The 21157-nt window shown below is 71.2% G+C and carries 3 protein-coding genes; 1 reads left to right on the forward strand and 2 read right to left on the reverse strand.

Translation table 11 applies throughout. From position 1 onward, the window contains the following. Positions 1 to 516 carry an arsenate reductase/protein-tyrosine-phosphatase family protein gene (locus tag C6Y44_RS20605; RefSeq protein WP_192378522.1) on the forward strand — a complete coding sequence of 172 codons (516 nt, stop codon included), beginning with the start codon at positions 1 to 3 and terminating at the stop codon, positions 514 to 516. On the opposite strand, the gene C6Y44_RS20610 is transcribed toward C6Y44_RS20605, so the two are convergent. Together C6Y44_RS20610 and C6Y44_RS20615 are read right to left on the reverse strand one after the other, a co-directional pair. Continuing rightward, complete coding sequence (locus C6Y44_RS20610) at positions 487 to 2241, reverse strand: polysaccharide biosynthesis tyrosine autokinase (RefSeq protein ID WP_192378523.1); 1755 nt, start codon at positions 2239 to 2241, stop codon at positions 487 to 489. The two genes, C6Y44_RS20605 and C6Y44_RS20610, sit on opposite strands and share 30 nt — an antisense overlap. Continuing rightward, complete coding sequence (locus C6Y44_RS20615; protein ID WP_225623840.1) at positions 2241 to 21020, reverse strand: non-ribosomal peptide synthetase; 18780 nt, start codon at positions 21018 to 21020, stop codon at positions 2241 to 2243. The genes C6Y44_RS20610 and C6Y44_RS20615 overlap by 1 nt, the downstream gene beginning before the upstream one ends. Positions 21021 to 21157 lie beyond the last annotated feature (137 nt).

Raw genomic sequence — 21157 nt, forward strand, 5'->3', positions numbered from 1 at the left:
ATGCGGATTCTCTATGTGTGTACCGGAAACATCTGCCGATCACCCACCGCAGAAAGGCTGACCACCGCCTACGCGGCCGAGGCCGGTCGCGACGACCTCTCGGCGCACAGCGCTGGCACCCGGGCGATGGTCGGCTACGGCATGGAACCCACCGCAGCACTGGTGTTGCAGCAGCTCGGAGGCGATCCGGACGGATTCGCCGCGCGTCGGATCACCCCGCAGATCGCGGAGGACTCCGACATGATCATCACGATGAGCGAGCGGCACCGCGCCAAGGTCGTCCAGCTCGCACCGCGCAGGATGCGCGTGACGTTCACGCTGCGCGAGGCCGCCAGGCTGCAGAACGCCACCGGTGCGCGGACCGTCGCAGAACTGACGACGGCCCGGGCGCAGATGTCTGCGCCCGGGCCGGAGGACATCGTCGACCCGATCGGCCGTGACGAGGAGACGTTCGTCACGGTCGGGTCCGAGATCGCCGATCTGTTGCTACCTCTCCTCGCCGCTCTCCGAGCCTGAGTCGTTCACCGGGCGCCGCGGTGCGTGCACCACGGGCCGCGACAGCGGCTCGGCGGCGGAATACGCCTGCGGCGCCCGGTAGGGCTCGCTGCCGTACCGCTCCGATGCCGGCTGCGGTGCCGGCGGGAACTGCTCCGCAGCGCGGTAGTGGTAGGCGTCGTTGCTCGGCGCCGGATAGGCCTGCGTGGCCGGCGGCTCGACGTGCCGGTGACCGTTCTGCGGCCGGGCCGGTCCCTCGACGGGTGCCTGCGCCTGCGGAGCCTGTGCCTGCGGAGCCGGCTGGGCGGCCGGTGCAGTCGGTGCCGGCGCTCCGACACGCTGTGTCGCCGGCGTGCTCGTCTGGGCGGCAGCCGGCGTGGCAGCGTCCTTGTCGGAGCTGTAGTAGTAGCGGTACTCGTAGGCCGTGCCGCGTCCCTTGGTTGGGGTCAGCGCCAGGATCGTGCCGAGCACGGGCGCGTTGACCGCACGCAGGTTGCCGACGGCCCGCGCGAACTGCTCGCGGGTGGTCTTGCCGTAGCGCGCGATGAGCAGCGCACCGTCGGCGATGTTCGTGAGGATCGTCGCGTCGGTGACGGGCAGCAGCGGCGGCGCGTCGATGATGACGTAGTCGAAGCGCGACCGCAGGTCCTCGATGACCTCCCGCGCATGCGCGGAACCGAGCAGCTCGGACGGGTTGGGCGGCAGACCACCGGCGGCGAGCACCCACATGCCGTCGAAGCGGGTGGGCTGGAGCACGTCCTCGAGCGCGGCCGTGTGAGCGAGCACGTTCGACAGGCCGGCGTCGCCGAGCGTGTCGAGGTACTTCGTCACACGCGGGCGGCGCAGATCGGCTTCGACGAGCACCACGGAATGGCCGGCCTCGGCAAGCACCAGAGCCAGGTTGACGGCCGTGGTGGTCTTGCCCTCACTGGGCAGCGAGCTGGTGACGACGATCGCGCGCGGCGGGTTGTCGACCTCGAGGAACTGTAGGTTGGTCCGCATCTCGCGGTAGGCCTCGGCGTCGCCGCTGTTGGCTTCTCCGAACACGATCGCCGGGTCCTCGTGCCGTGCCTTCTCAAAAGGAATCACACCCACCACACCGGTGCCGGCGAGATCCTCGACGGCGTTGCGGTCCTTGATGGTGTTGTCGAGGCGGTCACGCAGCACCGCGAGGGCGAGGCCAAGGAGCACACCGATGGCCAGACCCAGCGCGACGTTCTGCGTGGTCTTCGGCGTCACCGGCGACGACGGCGTGGCCGCGTACTGCTCGACCACCACGCGAGCGGTGGGCAGGCCACCGTTCTCGGGGGTCTCCAGTTCGCGGGCCATGACGACGAATTCGTCGGACAGCGCGTTGGCGAGGTCGCGGGCGCGCTCGGGCGACTCGTCGGTGACGGCGGTGTCGATGAGCACCGTGTCGGGAGTCGACGAGGCCGTGACCTTGCCGGCGAGATCGACGGCCGACAGGTCGCTCAGCCCGAGCTTGTCGAGGGTGCGCTGCGCAAGGGTGGTGCCCTCGAGCAGTTCGGTGTAGGAAGTGACTCGCTGCTGGGAGAACAGGTTGCCCTGATAGATCTCCTGCACCGACGCGCCCGACGAGGTCGACACGAACAGGCGTGTCTTGGCTTCGTACTGCGGCGTGGTCAGCAGGGAGGCGCCGAGAGCGGCAAGCACCGCCACCACCGTCGTGACGGCGACGATCTTCCACCTCGCCTGCAGAATTCGCAGGTAATCATGTACTTCCATCAGGGCGTCTCCCTCGTTGCGGTAACACTGCGTGCGCACCCGGCGGGCGCGGTGTGGGGGTCGTCGTGGCGCTCGAGCACGCTGTCGAGCACCGGGCCGATCGCACGCACCGCGTCCGGATCGGCCAGTTCCGAGTGCGTGAACGGCACCGGATGTTCGACGACGAGACCGCGCACATACCGCTGCCAGGTGGCGGCGATATCTGGGTGCCGGTCGAGATCGGGTGCGGCGACCACCAGGTCGATGTCGCCGTCGTATTCGCCGAGGGTGTGCCGGCGCACCGCATCTTCGACGGCCTGTGCAGCGGCGTCGGTGCGGCGCCGGACTTCGGCGACGAGTTCTTCGGGCAACCCGGCGATGTCGGGTACGTTCTCTGCCGTCGGGTGGGGTTCGGCAGGCACAGTCTCGGGCGTGAGCGTGTCGAGCAGCACTACCGCACCGACCTGCTCTCCGTGCTCGCGTAGTTGCACGGCCATCTCGTGTGCGATGGTGCCGCCCACCGACCAGCCCAGCAGGTGGTAGGGACCATCGGCCCTCACCTTACGGATTTCGGCCACATACCGCGCGGCGAGTTCGCCGATACTCTCCGGAATGTCGTCGAAGCCCGTTGCCTGCAGACCGTAGAGGGTGCGGCCGTCGAGATGCTGCGCGAACCCGGCGTACATCCATGCGAGCCCGCTGATGGGGTGCACGCAGAACAGCGGCGGTTTCTCGTCACCGCGACCGGCGATCTCGACGAGGCTGCCGAGCGGGTCGCGCTCATTGTCGCTGCGGCCGTGTTCGATGCGGTCGGCGAGCGACGCGAGATCCGGGCTGGTGAACAGCCACTCGATGGGAACGTCGGCGCCGAGCGCGTCGCGCAGTTCGCCGGCGACGGTGACGGCGGCGATGGAACTGCCACCGAGATCGAAGAAGCCGCGGTCGGCGGAGATCTCGTCGACCGGCAGGTCGAGGTGGCGGGCGAACACCGCGGCGACGGCCTGCGCGATGCGTCCCTGCGGCGCCACATACGGTTCGTCGACGGCGGCGTCGGGGGCGGGCAGCGCCGCGCGGTCGACCTTGCCGGACGCCATCAGCGGCAGCGCGTCGACGACGGTGATGCTCACCGGCCGCAGGTGACGCGGCAGGTCGGCGACGAGCGCGCGACGCAGCGCGGACACGTCGGGTGCGGTGCCGGTCTCGGGCTGGATATAGGAGACGAGAACGGTGTCGCCGTCGCGTCCGGGATGCGGGACGGTCACGGCCGCCGCGACTCCCGGACGGTTCAGCAACGCGGCGTCGACCTCGGCGGGTTCGATGCGGATGCCGTGGATCTTCACCTGGTCGTCGATGCGGGACACGTAGTCCAGTACCCCGTCCGGCAGGATCCGAACCAGATCGCCCGTGCGGTACAGCCGCGACCCGCCGTCGTCGAACGGATTCGCGACGAATCGGGTTGCGGTGAGTCCAGATTCGTAGCGGTAGCCGCGGACGGTGCTGTCGCCGGTCACGTAGAGCTCGCCGACGGTGCCGCGTGACACGGGGTGCAGGCGCGAATCGAGCACGTAGGCGGTTGCTCCCGCGACCGGTGTGCCGATGCTCGGCTTCTCGTCGCTGGTGAGCGGGACGGAATACGAGACGGCGACGGTGAATTCGGTGGGTCCGTAGCCGTTGACGATCCGGTGCCGCGACCAGCGGCCCACCAGCGCACCGGGCAGGGTCTCACCCGCAGCGACGATCGTCGTCGGCCCGAGCGCCTCGGGGTCGAGGGTGCCGAGCACGGTGGGTGTGAGGTTGAGGTGCGTGACGCGCTCGTCGACGATCAGCTCCTGCAGGGGTTCCCCGGCGAAGGTGTGGTCGGGGGCGATCACGAGGGCACCGCCGTGTGCGTGGGCGGAGAGCAGTTCGAAGATCGCGGCGTCGAAGGTGTGCGAGGCGACCTGCAGTACGCGCGATTCCGGGCCGAGATCGAGCAGGCCGGTCTGCACGTCGAGCAGCGCCGCGAGTCCGCGGTGGGTGACGTCGACGCCCTTCGGGGTGCCCGTGGTGCCGGACGTGTAGATCGTGTAGGCGAGGTCGTCGGATGTCACTGCGGGACGTGGGGGTTCGACGGCGTCGAAGTCGATGCTGCGGTCGGCGGTGAGGTCGAGCCACGTCACGTGGCCGAGTTCGCGGTAGCCGACGGTCAGGCCGATGCGGGCGCCGGAGTCGGCGAGGATCGCGGCGCTGCGCGCGTCGGGCTGGGTGAGGTCGACGGACACCCATGCCGCACCGAGTTTCGTGATCGCCCAGACGGCGAGCGGCCAGTACTCGCTGCGCGGCACGGCGATCGCGACGAGGTCGCCGCGTCGCACGCCGTGGGAGGCGAGCACGGAGGCGATCTCGTCGGCGCGGGCGTCGAGTCCGCCGTACGTCCACGCGACGGTGCCGGAGCGCACCGCGATGCGTCCGCGATGCTGCTCGACGGAAGTCTCCAGGATCTCGAGCAGCGTGCGCGGTGCGACGGCCGGAGCCGACAGCGGCGCGGGCACCGGCACGGCGAGATCACCGACGGCGCGGTCGGGTTCGGCGAGCGCCGCGGCGAGCATCGCGACGAGGTCGGTGAGCATCGCGTCGCCGGTGGTGTCGTCGAACAGATCCGTCGCATAGACGAGGCGCAGGTCGAGTCCGGCCTCACGCTCGACGAGTTCGACGACCACGTCGAACTGCGCGGCCGGTTCCCCGGCGTCGGTCTCGGCGATCTGCACGTCCGGCAGTTGCGGCAGCACCTCGCCGGCCTCGACGCGGTGCGTGAGCAGCACCTGGAAGAGCGGGCTGTACGACGGGTCGCGCCGCGGTGCCAGGCGGGCGACGACCTCGTCGAACGGCACGTCGGCGTGCGCGAGCGCGCCGAGGTCGGTGGCCCGCACGTCGCGCAGCAGGTCGGTGAACGGCCGCGACGGGTCGACGGCGGTGCGCAGCACGACGGTGCCGACGAACATGCCGACGAGCCGGTCGAGGCGCGCATCGGTGCGACCCGCGATCGCGGTGCCGACGGCGATGTCGGTGCGTCCGCTGCGACGCGCGAGCATCGCGGCGAGCACCGCGTGGACGAGCATGAACACGGTGACGTCGTGGCTGCGCGCAACGTCCCGGAGGCGACGGTGGGTCTCGGCGTCGAGCTTGGAGACGATCTGCGCGCCACGGTGGGTCGGCTGCGCGGGGCGCGGCCGGTCGGCGGGCAGTGGCAGCGGGCTGTCGGGCAGGCCGGCGAGTGTGGTTGCCCAGTAGTCGAGTTGGCGGGCAGCGAGCGAACTCGGATCCATGGTGTCGCCGAGCAGTTCGTGCTGCCAGCGCGCGTAGTCGCCGTAGGTGACGGGCAGCGACTCGAAGACCGGTGCCTCTCCCCCGCGACGCGTGGCGTAGGCGACGGCGAGATCGGTGAGCAGCGGACCGACGGACGCACCGTCGAACGCGATGTGGTGCACGGCGGCAGCGAGCACCCAGCGGCCGGGTTCGACGTCGAACAACCGGACCCGCATCGGGGCCTGCGTCGTGATGTCGAAGGGCATGGTGATCGTGGCGGTCACGGCCGCGGCGACGTCCTCCGGCGCGGAGTGTTCGAGCACCGGCGGGTCGACGGGCACCTGCACGTCGTCGGTGAAGGCGGTGCGCAGCACGCGGTGGCGGTCGACGACGTCGCTCACTGCGGCGGTGAGGGCGTCGACGTCGAGGTCGCCGCTCAGCGTGAGCACGACCGGCACGAGATATCCGGCGGTGCCGGTCTCGGCGCGCGCGACGATGCCGAGGCGACGTTGCGCGGGGGCGATCGGTGCCGGGGTGTCGTCGTCGTAGTGCCGCAGCGCGACGCGCTGGTCGTCACCGGATTCGATCCGGGCGGCGAGCGCGGCCAGGGTCGGCGCGGCGAGCACCTCGCGCACCGGCACGTCGGTGCCGAACGCCTCGCTCAGTCGCGCAGCGAAGACGACGGCCGACAGCGAGTCGCCGCCGGCGGTGAAGAACCCGCGGTGCGCGGCGGGGCGGGCGCCGAGCACGTCCTCGGCGACGGTGACGACGAGATCCTCGGCGTCGGTGAGCGGCCGGTCGAGGGCTGCGTCGTCGTCGAGTGCGGCGGCGTCGTGCAGTTCGAGCGCGGCGACGTCGAGCTTGCCGTTGGCCGTGAGCGGCAGCTGGTCGAGCGCGTGCACACGGGTCGGCATGCGGTGCGGCGGCACGACGAGCGCGACTCGCGCAGTGATGTCGTCGGCCGACAGATCCGGTCCGGCCGCGAACGCGACGAGCGTGCCACTCACCGCGACCACCGCGGCCTGCCGTATGCCGGGCTGGGCCAGCAGCGTCGCTTCGAGTTCGCCGGGTTCGATGCGCACGCCGCGCACCTTGAGCTGGCGGTCGGTGCGGCCGAGATAGCCGAGGGTGTCGTCGACGCGGCGGTGGACGCGATCACCCGTGCGGTACATGCGTGCACCGCCGGGGGCGGCGACGAAGCGTTCGGCGGTGCGGGCCGGATCGTCGAGATATCCGGCGGCGAGGCCCTCACCCGCGAGGTACAGCTCGCCGACGGCTCCGGCCGGCACGGGACGCAGGCGCGCGTCGAGCACATGAGCGACGGTGCCGGGCACGGGCTTGCCGATGCTCGGGCGGGTGCCGGGTTCGATGTCGACGAGGGTCGCGACGATCGTGGCCTCGGTCGGCCCGTACGCGTCGAGCATCACGCGGCCGTCGGCCCAGCGCGCCGCGAGCGACGGCGACAGGGATTCGCCACCCGAGGCGACGACCTTCAGGTCGGGCAGTCCCTCGGGATCGAGGGTGCCGAGCACCGTGGGGGTCGACAGGTAGTGGGTGATGCGCTGTTCGGCGAGGTAGCGGTGCAGGTCCTGCCCGGCGTAGACGTCCGGGGGTGCGACGACGAGCGTCGCGCCGGTGGTGTGCGCGAGCAGCAGTTCGAGCAGTGCCGCGTCGAACTCGGGTGAATAGCCGTGCAGCACGCGGTCTCCGGGCTCGACCCGGTAACGCTCGGCCACTTCGGCGGCGAGCGGGGCGAGTCCGCGGTGCGTCACCGCGACCCGCTTCGGGGTGCCGGTGGACCCGGAGGTGGACACGACGTAGGCGGTGCCGGGCAGGCATGTCTCCCCCGCCTGCCGAGAATGTGTAAAGGCCGCACCGGTCTTGGTGATGGCCCACAAGGTGCGGATGTAGTCGACACTGCGCGGCGCGTCGATGCGCACGATCCGGCCGTCCCGCGCGCCGTCGGCCCGCAGTTCGTCGGCGAGGGCGTCGGACTGCTCGTCGAGTTCGCGGTAGGTGAGCGATTCGCCGTCGCCGCGCAGGGCCTCGCGGTCGGGATGCGCGGCGGCGGTGGCGCGCAGCATCTCGGCGAGGGTGCGAGTCGGGGCCGGTTCGCCACCGTCGAGGGCAGCGGCCGGGGTGTCGACCGTCAGTCCGCCGACAACACTGTCGGGTGCGCTCGCCAGGGTGCCGAGCAGCGCGACGAACCGGGTGACGAGCAGTTCGGCGGTGCGGCCGGCGAAGCGGGCGGCGTCGAACACGAGCGTGCCGGTGTAGCCGTCGGGGCGCGGGGCGAGCGTGAACTGCAGGTCGAACTTCGGTGTGTCGTCGAGGACTTCGCGGGCCTCGACGGTGAGCTCCCCGAGGCTGATCGGGTCGATGCCGAAGTCCTGCAGCGCCAGCGCGACCTGCGGTGCGCCGCTCTGCCGCTCCGACAGCAGCTGCTCGTAGGGCACGGCGACGTGGTCGAAGGCGGCGACGTCGAAGTCGCGGACCTGGCCGAGCAGTCCGGCGAACGACATGTCCGGAGCCACGCGGGCGCGCAGCACGAGGGTGTCGAGGAACGGACCGACGAGGTCTTCGAGCTGCGCCCAGCGGCGTCCGCCAACCACAGCGGCGACGGCGATGTCGTCGCTGCCGCCGAGTCGTGCGAGCAGCACCGACAGCGCGGCGTGCAGCACCATGAACTCGGTGGCGCCGTGTGCGCGGGCGAGTTCGGCGAGCGCGTCGCGCACATCGGCGGGCACCGTGAAGTCCACGCTGCGCGCACCGGTGTCGGTTCCGGTGGCGTCGGCGGGCAGTTCGGTGACGGCCAGTCCGTCGAGGGCGCGCCGCCAGTGTTCGAGGTCGCGCTCGGGGATGCCGCGTTCGGCTTCCCACAGGGCGTAGTCGGCGTACTGCAGGGGCAGCGGTTCCCACTGCGGTGCCGTGCCGTTCACGCGGGCGAGGTAGGCGATGGTGAGGTCGCGCAGCAGCGGCCGCAGCGACGTGCCGTCGGCGATCGAGTGGTCGACGTCGAGGTGCAGCACGTGCTGGTCGGGGCCGGTGCGTTCGAGTCGCACGCGCCACCGGTCGCTGCGCGGCGCCTCGTGGATCTCCTGGTACACCCCGTCGCCGTCGACGAGGTAGTCGGTGCGCAGGATCTCGTGGCGCAGCGCGATGTCGCCGAGCGCGGCCTGCAGTGCTCCGAGGTCGAGCGGTCCGCTCAGGTTGACCTCGCTGCGCAACCGGTACGCATCGGGGGCAATCGAACTCAGACCCCACAGGCGGCGCTGGGCGCGGCTGAGCGGGATCCGTGCCGGTCGCGGCGACACGGCGACGGGGCCGGCGCCGGTGTCGAAACCACCGGCGTCGAGGGCGGCGGCGAGCGCGTCGACGGTGGGGTTCGCGAAGACGGTGCGCAGCGGCACCTCGGTGCCGGTCTCGTCGCGCAGGCGCCCGACGAGGACGGTGGCGAGCAGCGAGTTGCCGCCGACGGCGAAGAAGTCGTCGGTGCGTCCCACCGCGGTGCCGTCGCCGAGGACGTCGCCGATGATGCGGGCGACGAGCGCTTCGGTCTCGGTGCGCGGTTCGCTGCCTTCGCCGGCGGCGGGTTCGGGCAGGGCGGCGGCGTCGACCTTGCCGTGGGAGGTGAGCGGGATCGCGGCCAGCGGCACGATCGCGGTGGGCACGAGGTGCGCGGGCAGGACGGTGCGCAGCTGGGCTCGCAGGTCTGCGTCGTCCAAATTACTGCCGTCGAGGTTCTCGCCGGTGACATAGGAGATGAGGCGGCCGCTGCGCACGAGGGTCACGGCGCGGTCGACGCCGTCGAGTGCGGCGAGGGCGGTGTCGATCTCGCCGGGCTCGATGCGCACACCGCGCAGCTTGATCTGGTTGTCGCTGCGGCCGACGAATTCGAGGGCACCGGCGCGGGTCCAGCGCACGAGGTCGCCGGTACGGTAGCGGCGGCCGTCGGGTCCGGCGACGAACCGCGAGGCGGTTCGCGCAGCGGCGCCGCGATAGCCCGAGGCCAGTCGCGGTCCCGAGACGTACAGTTCGCCGACCACACCGGCGGGCACGGGACGCAGCCGCTCGTCGAGAACCTCGACGGTGACGCCGCGGACGGGAGTGCCGATGACGATGTCGTCGCCCGGTCGCAGGGGCTGCGAGTTGGTGACGAACATCGTGGCCTCGGCCGGGCCGTAGCTGTTGACGAGAGTGCGCCCGTCTCCCCAACGATCGACGATCTCGCGGGTGAGCCGGTCGCCGCCGAGCACGAGCGTGCGCAGGGCCGGCAGGTCGCGCACCGGCACGGTCGCGAGCGTCGACGGCGTCATCACCGCGTGCGTGATCGCGGCGCTGTCGAGCAGGTCGCCGAGGGCAGCGCCACCGTAGCTGTCGGCGTCGGCCACCACGAGCGTCGCGCCGGAGATGCCGGCGGTGAGCATCTCGAGCATCGCGGCGTCGAACGACGGTGCCGCGACGTGCAGGACCCGATCGCCCGGGAAGGCAGCGAGGTATTCGCCGATGTCCTCGGCGAACGCGCTCGCGGCGCGCTGGGTGACGGTGACGGCCTTGGGGTGTCCGGTGGTGCCGGAGGTGAAGACGAAGTAGGCGGGGGCGTCGGGTGCGGGATCGACGACGTCGGCAAGCGGTTCCTCGTCGTCGGAAGTCACCTCGAGCCACCGCACGGTCGCCGGAAGTGTCGGCGCTTCACCGACTCCCACACGCACGTCGGCGAGCATCTCGGCCAGGCGCGCGGTGGGGGCGGTGGGGTCGACGAGCATCGGTGCGGCGCCGGCGCCGATGATGCCCCACACGGCGAGCACCGATTCGAGCGAGCGGGGGTAGGCACACGCGACCGGATCGCCCGGGCGCACCCCGGCGAGCTGGAGGCGCGCGGCGAGAGCGTCGGAATAGTAGAGCAGTTCGGGATACGACAGTTCGCGGTCGTCGTCGACGATCGCGAGTTCCTCGCCGCCGGCAGCCGCGCCCTGCGCGAGCCACTGGCGCAGCGACCGGGGTGCGCCCGGCACAGCGCCGACGGTGGGCAGGTCGGCGTCGTCGTGCAGGGCGATCTCCCCGACCCGCACATCCGGATCCGCGACGGCCGCGCTCAGGATCGTGCGCAGGCGCTCGGCATAGGCGGCGACGGTGTCGGCGTCGTACAGGTCTGTGCTGTAGAAGAATTCGAGGTCGATGCCGTCCTGCTGTTCGGTGACGGTGACCTGCACGTCGACGTTGACCGTTTCGGTGTCGATGGGCGCGGCGGTGACGTTGAGGCCGGGCAGCGCGAAGGTCGATGCGACGGGTCGTGCCTGCGACAACGCGATCTGGAACAGCGGGTGCCGCGCTTCGCTGCGGGCGGGCTGCAGCTTCTCGACGAGCGTCTCGAACGGTGCGTCCGGGTTGCTGTAGGCGGCGAGGTCGCGGCGGTGCACCTGCGTGAGCAGGTCGGTGAAGGTGGCGTCGGGGTCGACGTCGGTGCGCAGCACGAGGGTGCCGGCGAACATGCCGACGACGTCGTCGAGCTGCGGGTCGCCGCGACCGGAGACGGCGGTGCCGATGGGGATGTCGCGACCGGCACCGTGCCGCGCGAGCAGGGCCGCGAGGGCGGCGTGCAGCACCATGAACACCGTCGCGCGACCCTCACGGGCCAGCGTGTGCAGTCCGCGGACGAGGTCGGCGTCGAGCGAGACGGTATGGGCGGCGCCGTGTCCGGTGGGCTGTGCGGGTCGCGGTCGGTCACCGGGGAGGGTCACCTCGTCGGGCAGGTCGGCGAGTTCGCTCAGCCAGTACGGGATCTGCTCGTCGGCGACGCTGCGCTGCCACCGCGCGTAGTCCGTGTACTGGACGGGCAGTTCCGGCAGCTCGGGGGTCGCGCCGGTGAGGCGGGCGTCGTAGGCGACGGCGATGTCGCGCAGCAGCGGCGTGAGCGACCAGCCGTCGGCGGCGATGTGGTGCAGGACGACGAGCAGCACGTGCCGGTCGGGTGCCGTCCGGTACAGCCGCATGCGGGCCGGGGGTTCGACGGTGAGATCGAAGCCGGCGGTGGCGTAGTCGCGGACGAACTCGTCGAGGGCGTCTTCGGGCACGGCCACCGGGTCGAGATCGGGGCGCGCGGCAGGCAGCGCGGTGTACTCGTCGGCGGCGGGGTAGACGGTGCGCAGGGTGCGGTGCCGTTCGAGCACATCGGTCACGGCGGCGGCGAGGGCGTCGACGTCGAGGTTCCCGTCGAGCCGCACCGCGAAGGGCAGGTTGTAGCTCGGGGACGCCGGGTCGAAGCGGTTGATGAACCACAGGCGCTGCTGCGCCGCCGACAGCGGAGCGGGTGCGTCCGGATCGGCGACGAGAGGTGTACGGCGCGAGCGAGTCTCACCGTTCTCGTCCACGAAGGCGGCGAGCGCTGCGACGGTGCGATTCTCGAACACGTCGCGCACGGTGACGTCGGTGTCGAGCACGTCCGAGAGGCGACCGGCGAGGCGCGTGGCGAGCAGCGAGTTGCCGCCGAGGTGGAAGAAGTCGTCGTCGGCGCCGAGGGTGCCGGGGGCGATGCCGAGCAGTTCGGCGCACACGTCCGCGACGAGTTCCTCGACCGGTCCGTGCGGTGCCGCTCCCCCACCGGCGGTGACGTCGGGGGTGGGCAACGCGGCGCGGTCGAGTTTGCCGTTGGCGGTGAGCGGCAGCGCGTCGAGGACCACGGTGGCCGACGGCACGAGGTAGTCGGGCAGGCTGCGGCGCAGGTCGCGCAGGGCGGCGGTGGCGTCGCCGCCGACGAGATAGGCGACGAGCCGGTCGTCGCGCAGCAGCACGACGGCCTGACGCACACCTTCGCTGCGCAGCAGGGCGGCTTCGATCTCGCCGGGCTCGATGCGGTAGCCGCGCAGTTCGATCTGCTGGTCGGCGCGACCGAGATAGTGCAGCGCACCGCTGGTGTCGCGGCGGCCGAGATCGCCGGTGCGGTAGCGGCGGGCGCCACCGGGAGCGGCGACGAAACGCGTCGCGGTCTGGCCGGGGCGTCCGCGGTAGCCGCGCGCGAGTTGTTCTCCGCGCACATACAGTTCGCCGATCGCGCCGGGCAGTGCGGGTCGCAGCGAGGAGTCGAGCACGTCCACGGCGAGACCGGGCAGCGGTGCACCGATGCCGGTCGCGGTGGCGTCGCCGAAGGTGACGTGCACGGTGGTCTCGGTGATGCCGAACATGTTGACCGCCCGCACATGCGGATGATGTTCGACCCACGGGCGCACCCGCGCGGGGTCGAGGGCTTCGCCGCCGAAGATCAGCAGCCGCAGGTCCTCGAGCGGTGCGTGATCGGTGGCGGCGAGCTGGTAGAAGGCCGTGGGGGTCTGGTTGAGCACCGTCACCCGGTTGCTGGTGAGCACGTCCACGAAGGCGGCCGGGTCGCGCACGGTGAGGTGGTCGACCACCACGACAGAAGCGCCGGTGGCGAGCGGTGCCCACATCTCCCACACGGAGAAGTCGAAGGCCGGCGAGTGGAACAGCGTCCACACGTCGTCGGCGCGTAGCCCGAACTCGTCGACGGTCGCTGCGAGCAGCGACAGCACGTTGCGGTGCGTCACCTGCACGCCCTTGGGGGTTCCGGTGGAGCCGGAGGTGTAGACGATGTAGGCGCCGAGATCCGCGACGAGCGGGAAGTCGAAGAGTGCGCCGTCGTCGAGGCGGCCGGCGACCTCCGGGGCGTCGAGTCGCACCGCAGGAACCCGGATGTCGGTGAGGTCGCTGTCGGTGACGACCAGCGAGGGCTGTGCGTCGTCGAACAGTGCCTGCAGGCGCGTGGCGGGATGCGTGACGTCGACGGGCAGGTAGATGCCGCCGGCGCGGGAGACGGCGAGGATCGCGACGACGAGGTCGGGGGTGCGCGGCAGTGCGACGGCGACGACGTCCTCGGCGGTGACGCCGCGTTCGCGGAGGAGTTTGGCGAGCGCGCCCGAGCGCGACCACAGCGCGCCGTAGCTGAGGGAGTACCCGTCCCCCACCACGGCGACGGCCGCAGGATCGTCGGCCACGCGCTGCGCGACCAGCTCGGGCAGCGACTCTGCCGGTAGTTGTTGTGCGACGCCGACGGGGGTGAGGTCGGCGTCGCACAACTCGATACCGCCGACCGGCACAGCCGGGTCGGCGGTAACGGAGTCGAGGATACGCACGAACCACGACTGCCACTGCACAATCGTGTGCGAATCCAAAAGTTCGTCCGCGTACGTAAGGATCGTCTCCAAACCGGCCGGCACACCGGTCTCGGAACGACGTTCGCGGACGGTCAGCTCGAGGTCGACGCGCGCGGTGCCCACCGGGATCTCGCGGATGGTCGTGGAGCTGCCGGGCAGCGTGAACTCGTCGAGCGAGAACGACTCGTACGCCAGGATGACCTGGAACAACGGGTGGTGGGCATCGGTGCCGGCCCCCACGGCGTCGACGATCCGATCGAACGGCACGTCGGCGTGAGCGAAGGCGTCGAGGTCGGCGCGACGGGTATCGGCGAGCAGGTCGGCGAAGGTGCGGCGCGGATGCACCCGCAATCGCAGCGGCACGGTGCCGACGAACATGCCCACCACATCGTCGACCGCGGCGTCGCTGCGGCCGGAGACCGGCGTGCCGATGGTGACGTCGTCGGTGGCGGCGAGCGCCGACAGCAGCGTCGCGAGCGCCGCGTGCATCACCATGAACGGCGTGACGTCGTGGGCGCGGGCGAGTTTGTCGATCGCGGCGTGCAGTTCGGCGGGGATCGCGAAGCTCGCGCGACCCGCGGTACCTGTGGTCGCCGCGGTGCGGGGACGGTCGGTGGGCAACGCAAGCAGCGGCGACGCGTCGTCGAAGGTCTGCTTCCAGTAGGCGAGCTGCCGGGCCGCGAGGCTGTCGGGGTCGTTCTCGTCGCCGAGCACGGCGCGGTGCCAGCGCGCGTAGTCGCGGTAGGTGACCGCCGGGGCCGGCAGGTCCGGCGTCTCCCCGTCGCGGTGGGCGCGGTAGGCGGCGACGGCGTCGCGGCCGAGCGGCAGCAGCGACAGGCCGTCGGCGGCGATGTGGTCGATCACCACAGCGAGGACATATCCGGAGTCCGTCCGGCACAGCCGGGTGCGGATGGGCGGATCGACGGTGAGATCGAAACGCGCGCGGGCGAATTCGGTCAGCTCCCCGCCGAGGTCGGTGCCGGCGTCGACGGGCTCGAAGTCGAGCGTCACCGACGGCAGCACGTGCTGGCGCGGGCCCGACGGGCTGTCGGGGAAGACCGTGCGCAGCGAGTCGTGGCGGGCCAGCACGGTGGCGGCGGCCGCGCGCACGGCGTCGAGATCGGTGTCGGCGTCGAGGTCGAGCGCGAAGGCGATGTGGTCGCCGCCGTCGATGCCGTCGGCCACGTCGAACCGATTGAGCAGCCACATGCGCTGCTGCGCCGGTGCGAGCGGCGCGTCGCTGTCGTCATCGACGTGCACGAGCGGCAGATGCTCGCCGGTGGGTTCCTCGACGAGCAGGTTCGCGAGTTCGGCGACGGTGGGGTGCTCGAAGATGTCGCGCACACCCACCCGGCGACCCGCGACTCCCCGCAGACGCGCGGCGAGCTGGGTCGCGAGCAGCGAGTTGCCGCCGACGGCGAAGAAGTCGTCGGATCCGGCGACGCTCGGCAGGTCGAGCAGGTCGGCGACGACACCGGCGACGAGTTCTTCGGTGGCGCTGCGATATCCGTCAGTGCGGGTCGCGGTGACCTCCGGCTCGGGCAGCGCGGCGCGGTCGATCTTGCCGGTGCTGGTGAGCGGGAACGCGTCGAGCACGGTGACGGTCGCGGGCACCATGTGCCGGGGCAGACGCTCGGCGGCCCATTCGCGGATCTCGTGCGGGTCGAGGCGGCCGTTGCGGCTGTGCACGTAGGTGGCGAGGGTGTCGCCGCGCACGACGGTCACGGCGGTGCCGATGCCCGGGTGGGTCTGCAGGGTCGCGTCGATCTCTCCGAGTTCGATGCGGAAGCCACGGATCTTGACCTGGTGGTCGCTGCGGCCGACGAATTCGAGGGCACGGTCGTCGTCATGTCCCGTCCAGCGCACGAGGTCGCCTGTGCGGTAGAGACGTCCGGTGCCGAACGGGTTGGCGACGAATCGGTCGGCGGTGAGTGCGGGTGCGTCGAGGTATCCGCGGGCGACGCCTTGTCCCCCGAGATACAGCTCGCCGGTCACCCCCTCGGGCACGGGCCGCAGGCGTTCGCTCAGCACCACCGCGGTGACGCCGACGAGGCCGGTGCCGATGGTGAGCCGGTCGCCGGGTGCGAAGGGTTCGCTCGACGTGGCGAGCACCGTCGTCTCGGTGGGGCCGTAGACATTGAGCAGGGTGCGTCCGGGTGCCCAGCGTTCGGCGGTCTCGACCGGCCATGCCTCGCCGCCGATCGCGATGGTGCGCAGGGCGCCGAGTCCGGTGGGGTCGAGTTGGGTGGGTACCGAGGGCGTCGAGAACCAGTGGGTGATGCCTTCGGTGCGAAGCAGTTCCACGAGCTCGTCGCCACCGAACAGGTCGGCGGGCGCGACCACCAGCGTGCCGCCGGAGGTGAGCGCCAGGACGTATTCGAGCACCGCGCCGTCGAAGGCGGGGGTGGCGAAGTGCAGCACCCGTGCGTCGGTTGCGGTGTCCGAGATGGTGGGCAGGTCGAAGCGTTCGACGAACGACTGGGCGAGCGGGCCGAGTCCGCGGTGCGAGACCACCACGCCCTTGGGCCGGCCGGTGGAGCCGGAGGTGTAGACGACGTAGGCGGTGTTGTCGAGGTGCAGCGGCCGCACACGATCGGCGTCGGCGATCGGGCGGGTGTCGCCCTCGACGGTGAAGGCAATCGGCTCGACGCCGTCGGGCAGCGCGACGTCGCCGTCGACGATCGCGTACCGCGCACCGGATGCGCCGAGCAGCTGGGCGATGCGCGCAGCGGGCTGGCTGGGGTCGACAGGCACGAAGGCCGCGCCGCTCAGCGCGACTGCCGCGGCGGCGAGCACCGAACGCGTCGACCGCGAGAGCACGACGGCCACACGGTCTTCCGTGCCGATGCCACGCTCGATCAGCGTCCACGCGAGCGGGCGTGCCGCGGTGCGGATCTCGGCGGCCTGTCCACCGGGTTCGGCGACGCAGGCCGGCGATCGGTCGATGATCTCGGCGAAGGTCGCCTCCGGGCCGGGCTCGGCCGGTTCGACGGAGAGGGTGCCGAGGTCGAGGTCGCCGACGGGCAGCGACGGATGCTGCGCGACCTGCTCGAGCACTCCGCTCAGGCGGGTCACCCAGCGGGCGATGGTGTCGTCGTCGAACAGCTTCGTGTCGTAGACGAGACGGCCGGTGAGCGATCCGTCGCGCAGTTCGCGCAGCGAGATCTCGAGGTCGAATCGTGCCTGCGACGAGGCGATCTCCTGCGGCCGCACGGTGAGGCCGGGCAGTTCGAGATCGGGCACGTCCACGTTGTCGTAGGCGAGCATCACGTGGAAGGGCGAGAAGCCGAGGGCGTCGACGACGTAGTCGAACGGCACGGTGGCGTGCGCGAAGGCGTCGAGGTCGGTGTCGCGGGCCTGCGCGAGCAGCGACGTGAACGGCTGTGCCGGGTCGACATTCGTTCGCAGGGTGACGGTGCCGACGAACATGCCGACGAGCGCGTCGAGGTCGGGGTGGTCGCGACCGGCCGTTCCGGTGCCGATGGCGATGTCGTGCCCGGAGGTCCAGGCGGCGAGCCACACGGCGACGGCGGCGTGCACGGCCATGAAAGTGGTGGCGTCGTGCGCGGCGGCGACGGACCGCAGTGCCGCGACCTGCTCGGCCGGCACCGTGAAGTCCACGGCCGCGGCGGGACCGAAGCCACCATTGCGAGGACGGTCGGTGGGCAGCGGCGCGGCGTCGGCGAGACCGTCGAGTGTGCGTGTCCAGTAGTCGATCTCGCGACCGGCGCGAGTGTCGGGCGCTGTCGGATCGCCGAGGCGATCGAGGTGCCACTGCGCGTAGTGCCGGTAGTGCAGCGGCAGCGGCGTCCACGCGGGCGCCTCCCCGGTCGTGCGGGCGAGGTAGGCGGTGGCGACGTCGGCGGTGAGCGGCACGAACGACGCACCGTCGAGCGCGATGTGGTGGGCGACGACGGCGAGCACGTGCTTGTCGTCGGCGAGTCGCAGCAGGCGGATCCGGAACGGGATCTGCGCGGTGAGGTCGAACGGTTCGGCCGCCCACTCGGTGATGAGCGCTTCGACGTCGCCCTCGGTGGTTTCCGGTTCGAGCGCGAGACCGGCGACGGCGCGCTCGAGCGGCAGCACGTCCTGCACCGGGCCGTCGAGCTCTAGGCGGAACAGCGTGCGGAGGGTTTCGTGCCGGTCGAGGACGTCCACCACCGCGGCCTGCAGAGCCGGCAGGTCGAGGGCGCCGTCGAGGTGCAACGCGAACGGCAGATGGTAGGCGGCCGGGTCGCCGTGCGCGCGGGCGAGCAGGAACAGTCGGCGCTGCGCGGGAGCGAGCGGCGACGGTCCGATGTCGGGAGTGGCGACAGGTCGCGATTCCGATTCGGGTCGTTTCGCCGCGGCGGCCGCAAGGCTGGCGACGGTCGGGTGGGCGAACACGTCGCGCAGCTGCACGTCGCGGCCCAGTGCGGCCCCGAGACGGGCGGCGAGCTGCGCGGCGCCGAGTGAGTGGCCGCCGAGCGCGAAGAAGTCGTCGTCGGCTCCGATGTCGTCGATGCCGGTGAGTTCGGCGAACAGCTCCGCGACGATCTTCTCGGTTGGGCCGTTGGGCGGTCGTGATCCGACGGCCACGGCACGCTCGGGTGCGGGCAGCGCGCGCCGGTCGACCTTGCCGCCCGGCGTAAGGGGCAGCGCCTCGAGCACGGTGATCGACGACGGACGCAGATAGGTGGGCAGTTCGTCGGCGAGACGGACAGTGAGGTCGGCGGGGTCGACGTCGCCCACGACGTAGGCGGCGATGTGCTCGCCGTGGACGGTGACGGTCGCGGCCTGCACCTCGTCGAAGGAGACGAGCGCGGCTTCGATCTCACCGAGTTCGATGCGGTAGCCGCGGATCTTCACCTGCTGGTCAGCGCGGCCGAGGAATTCGAGGTGACCGTCGGTGGTCCAGCGGGCGCGGTCGCCCGTGCGGTACATGCGCCCACCGAACGGTGAGGCGACGAAGCGTTCGGCGGTGAGGGCCGGTGCGCCGAGGTAGCCGCGCGCGACGCCCGGTCCCCCGAGATACAGCTCGCCGATCACGCCGGCGGGCACGGGATGCAGACGGACGTCGAGGACGACGGCGGTCATGCCGTCGATCGGCCGGCCGATCGGCACGCCCGCGCCGGGTTGCAGCGGATCGCTGAGGGTCGCGAGGATCGTGGTCTCGGTGGGCCCGTAGGCGTTGAGCATCGTGCGGCCGGTGGACCAGCGATCGGCCACGGCCTGCGGCAGTGCTTCGCCCCCGGCGTCGAGAACCTGCAGGTCGGGCAGGCCGTCGTCGGGGGTGACGGCGAGGATCGCCGGTGCGGTGATCGCGTGGGTGACGGCTTCGCTGCGCAGCAGGGTTGCCAGCGCCGGTCCGCCGACGGCGTCGGGCGGGCAGATCACCAGGGTTGCGGCGGCGTCGAAGGCGAGGAGCAGCTCCTGCAGCGACGCGTCAAAGGACGGCGACGCGAGGTGCAGCACCCGCGACGTCTCATCGGCGCGGTAGCAATCGCGCAGCGTCGACACGAGCGCCGACACACCGCCGTGCCCCACCGCGACGGCCTTCGGGGTGCCGGTGGAACCGGAGGTGTGGACGACCCACGCCGTGTTGTCGACGTGCAGCGGCCGCAGGCGATGCTCGGCGGTGAAGGTCTCAGCGGAGCCGTCGGCAGGCGGCGCGATGCGGGTGACGTGCTCGAGCAATGCCGGGTGGTCATGAGCGACGGCGATCCGCATATCGCGCAGCACCTGCTCGAGGCGACGGGCGGGAAGTTCGGGGTCGAGCGGAGTGTAGGCGGCGCCGGTCTTGGCGACGGCCCACAGCGCGACCACCGAATCGATCGAGCGAGGCAGCAGCACCGCGACGCGCTCTTCGGGTCCGGCACCCGCCGCGACCAGCGCATGAGCGAGCGCATCGGAGCGAGCGTCGAGTTCGTGGTAGGTGATGCTGTCGTGTCCGTCCACGACGGCGACGGTGTCGCTCGCGGCGTGGCGGGTAAGGACGTCGGGCAGCAGTTCCGGCTCGGGCGCGGTGCGTCCGCGGGCGGGAGCCAGGCCGTCGAGTTCGACCGGGTCGGCGAGGGCTAGATCGCCCACTGCGACGCCCGCGTTCTGCACGAACTCCTTCAGGAATCCGCGGAAACGGCTGTGCAGCGACGAGAGGTGCTCGTCGCTGTAGAGATTGGGGTTGGCCTCGAAGTCGACGCGCATCGTGCGGCCGGCAACGCCCGGGTAGACGTTCACGGCCAGATCGTCGATCGGGCCGCTGGACTGATGGTGGTACTCCCCCGTCACGTCGCCGAACGCGATCTCGGGATGGAACATCATCAAGTTGACGGTAGGGCCGAACGGGCTCGCCGCCTCGTCGCGGGAGCGGCCGAGGCTGCGCAGATCCGCGAGCATGTCTTCATACCGGTACCGCTGGTGGCGCAGGGTGCTGCTCAATTCCACCTGCACGTCGCGGATAAGTTCGGCAGGTGTGGTCGCCGGATCCACGCACAGGCGCAACGGCACGACATTGGCGAGAACACCAGCGGACCGACGCAGCGCGGCGGTGGTGCGGGCGGAGACCGGCAGGCTGAGCACGACGTCGACCACACCCGTCGTCCGGGCGAGGAACGCGCCGAACGCCGCGAGGACGATCGGAACGTCGGTGGAGTTCGCGTCATGAGCGAGGGCCGAGACCGCAGCCGCGGTGTGGGCGTCGAGTTGGGAGTTCGCCCGACGCGCCGGCACCCCGAGAGGTGCCTCGTGATCGACGAACGACACGGGTTCGGGCAGGTCGGCGAGACGCTCGAGCCAGTGCTGACGGTCGGTGTCCTGACGCTTCGAGCCCACATAGGCGGCCTCGACATCGAGAATGTCGGCAAGCGGCATCGCCTTGAGCGGCGGTGCGTCGGAGCCGGATACCCACGCCGAATACAACTCGGCGGCGCGGTTGAGCATATTGACCGCACCCTGCCCGTCGAGCGCGATGTGGTGGACGTAGCTCGACAGGAAATAGCGGTCGTCCGCGATGCGCAGCACGGTGGTGGCGATGAGCCGGTCGTTCAGCAGATCGAGAGGCTTCGTGAACTGCTCCGCCATCCAACGATGAGCTGCAGCTTCCGGATCCTTCTCGGACCGTAGATCGAGATAGCCAGGAGCGTCCTCGATATCGAGGACCACCTGCTGGAACGGCTTGCCGTCCTGCTCGACCAGCACCAACGTGCCCGATTCGACGTCGCGCGCAGCTTGCTCGCAGGCATCTCGGGCTAGGTCCACGTCAAGATCACCTTGAAACTCGACGTACTGAGCCGTGGTGAATGGCATGTCCGGATTCAGTTGCTGCGCGAACCATAAACCCCGCTGACTAGGGGACAGCGGAAGTAGATGCACCACGCTCCCCTCGCCCTCCCGACACAATTCAGGACACGGGAAGTGCAGAACCCTCCCCTGTCATGCGATCATGGACAGAGCCTCCCAACTCTGCGGCCACGATCACCGCGCAGAAGTTTACTTACAGTCACGGTCAC

The organism is Rhodococcus rhodochrous, assembly GCF_014854695.1.
Taxonomy (GTDB): Bacteria; Actinomycetota; Actinomycetes; order Mycobacteriales; family Mycobacteriaceae; genus Rhodococcus.

Excerpts from the sequence above, each read along its gene's own strand:
- C6Y44_RS20610 (WP_192378523.1), bottom strand. The coding sequence starts at position 2,241 with ATGGAAGTACATGATTACCTGCGAATTCTGCAGGCGAGGTGGAAGATC.
- C6Y44_RS20605 (WP_192378522.1), top strand. The coding sequence starts at position 1 with ATGCGGATTCTCTATGTGTGTACCGGAAACATCTGCCGATCACCCACC.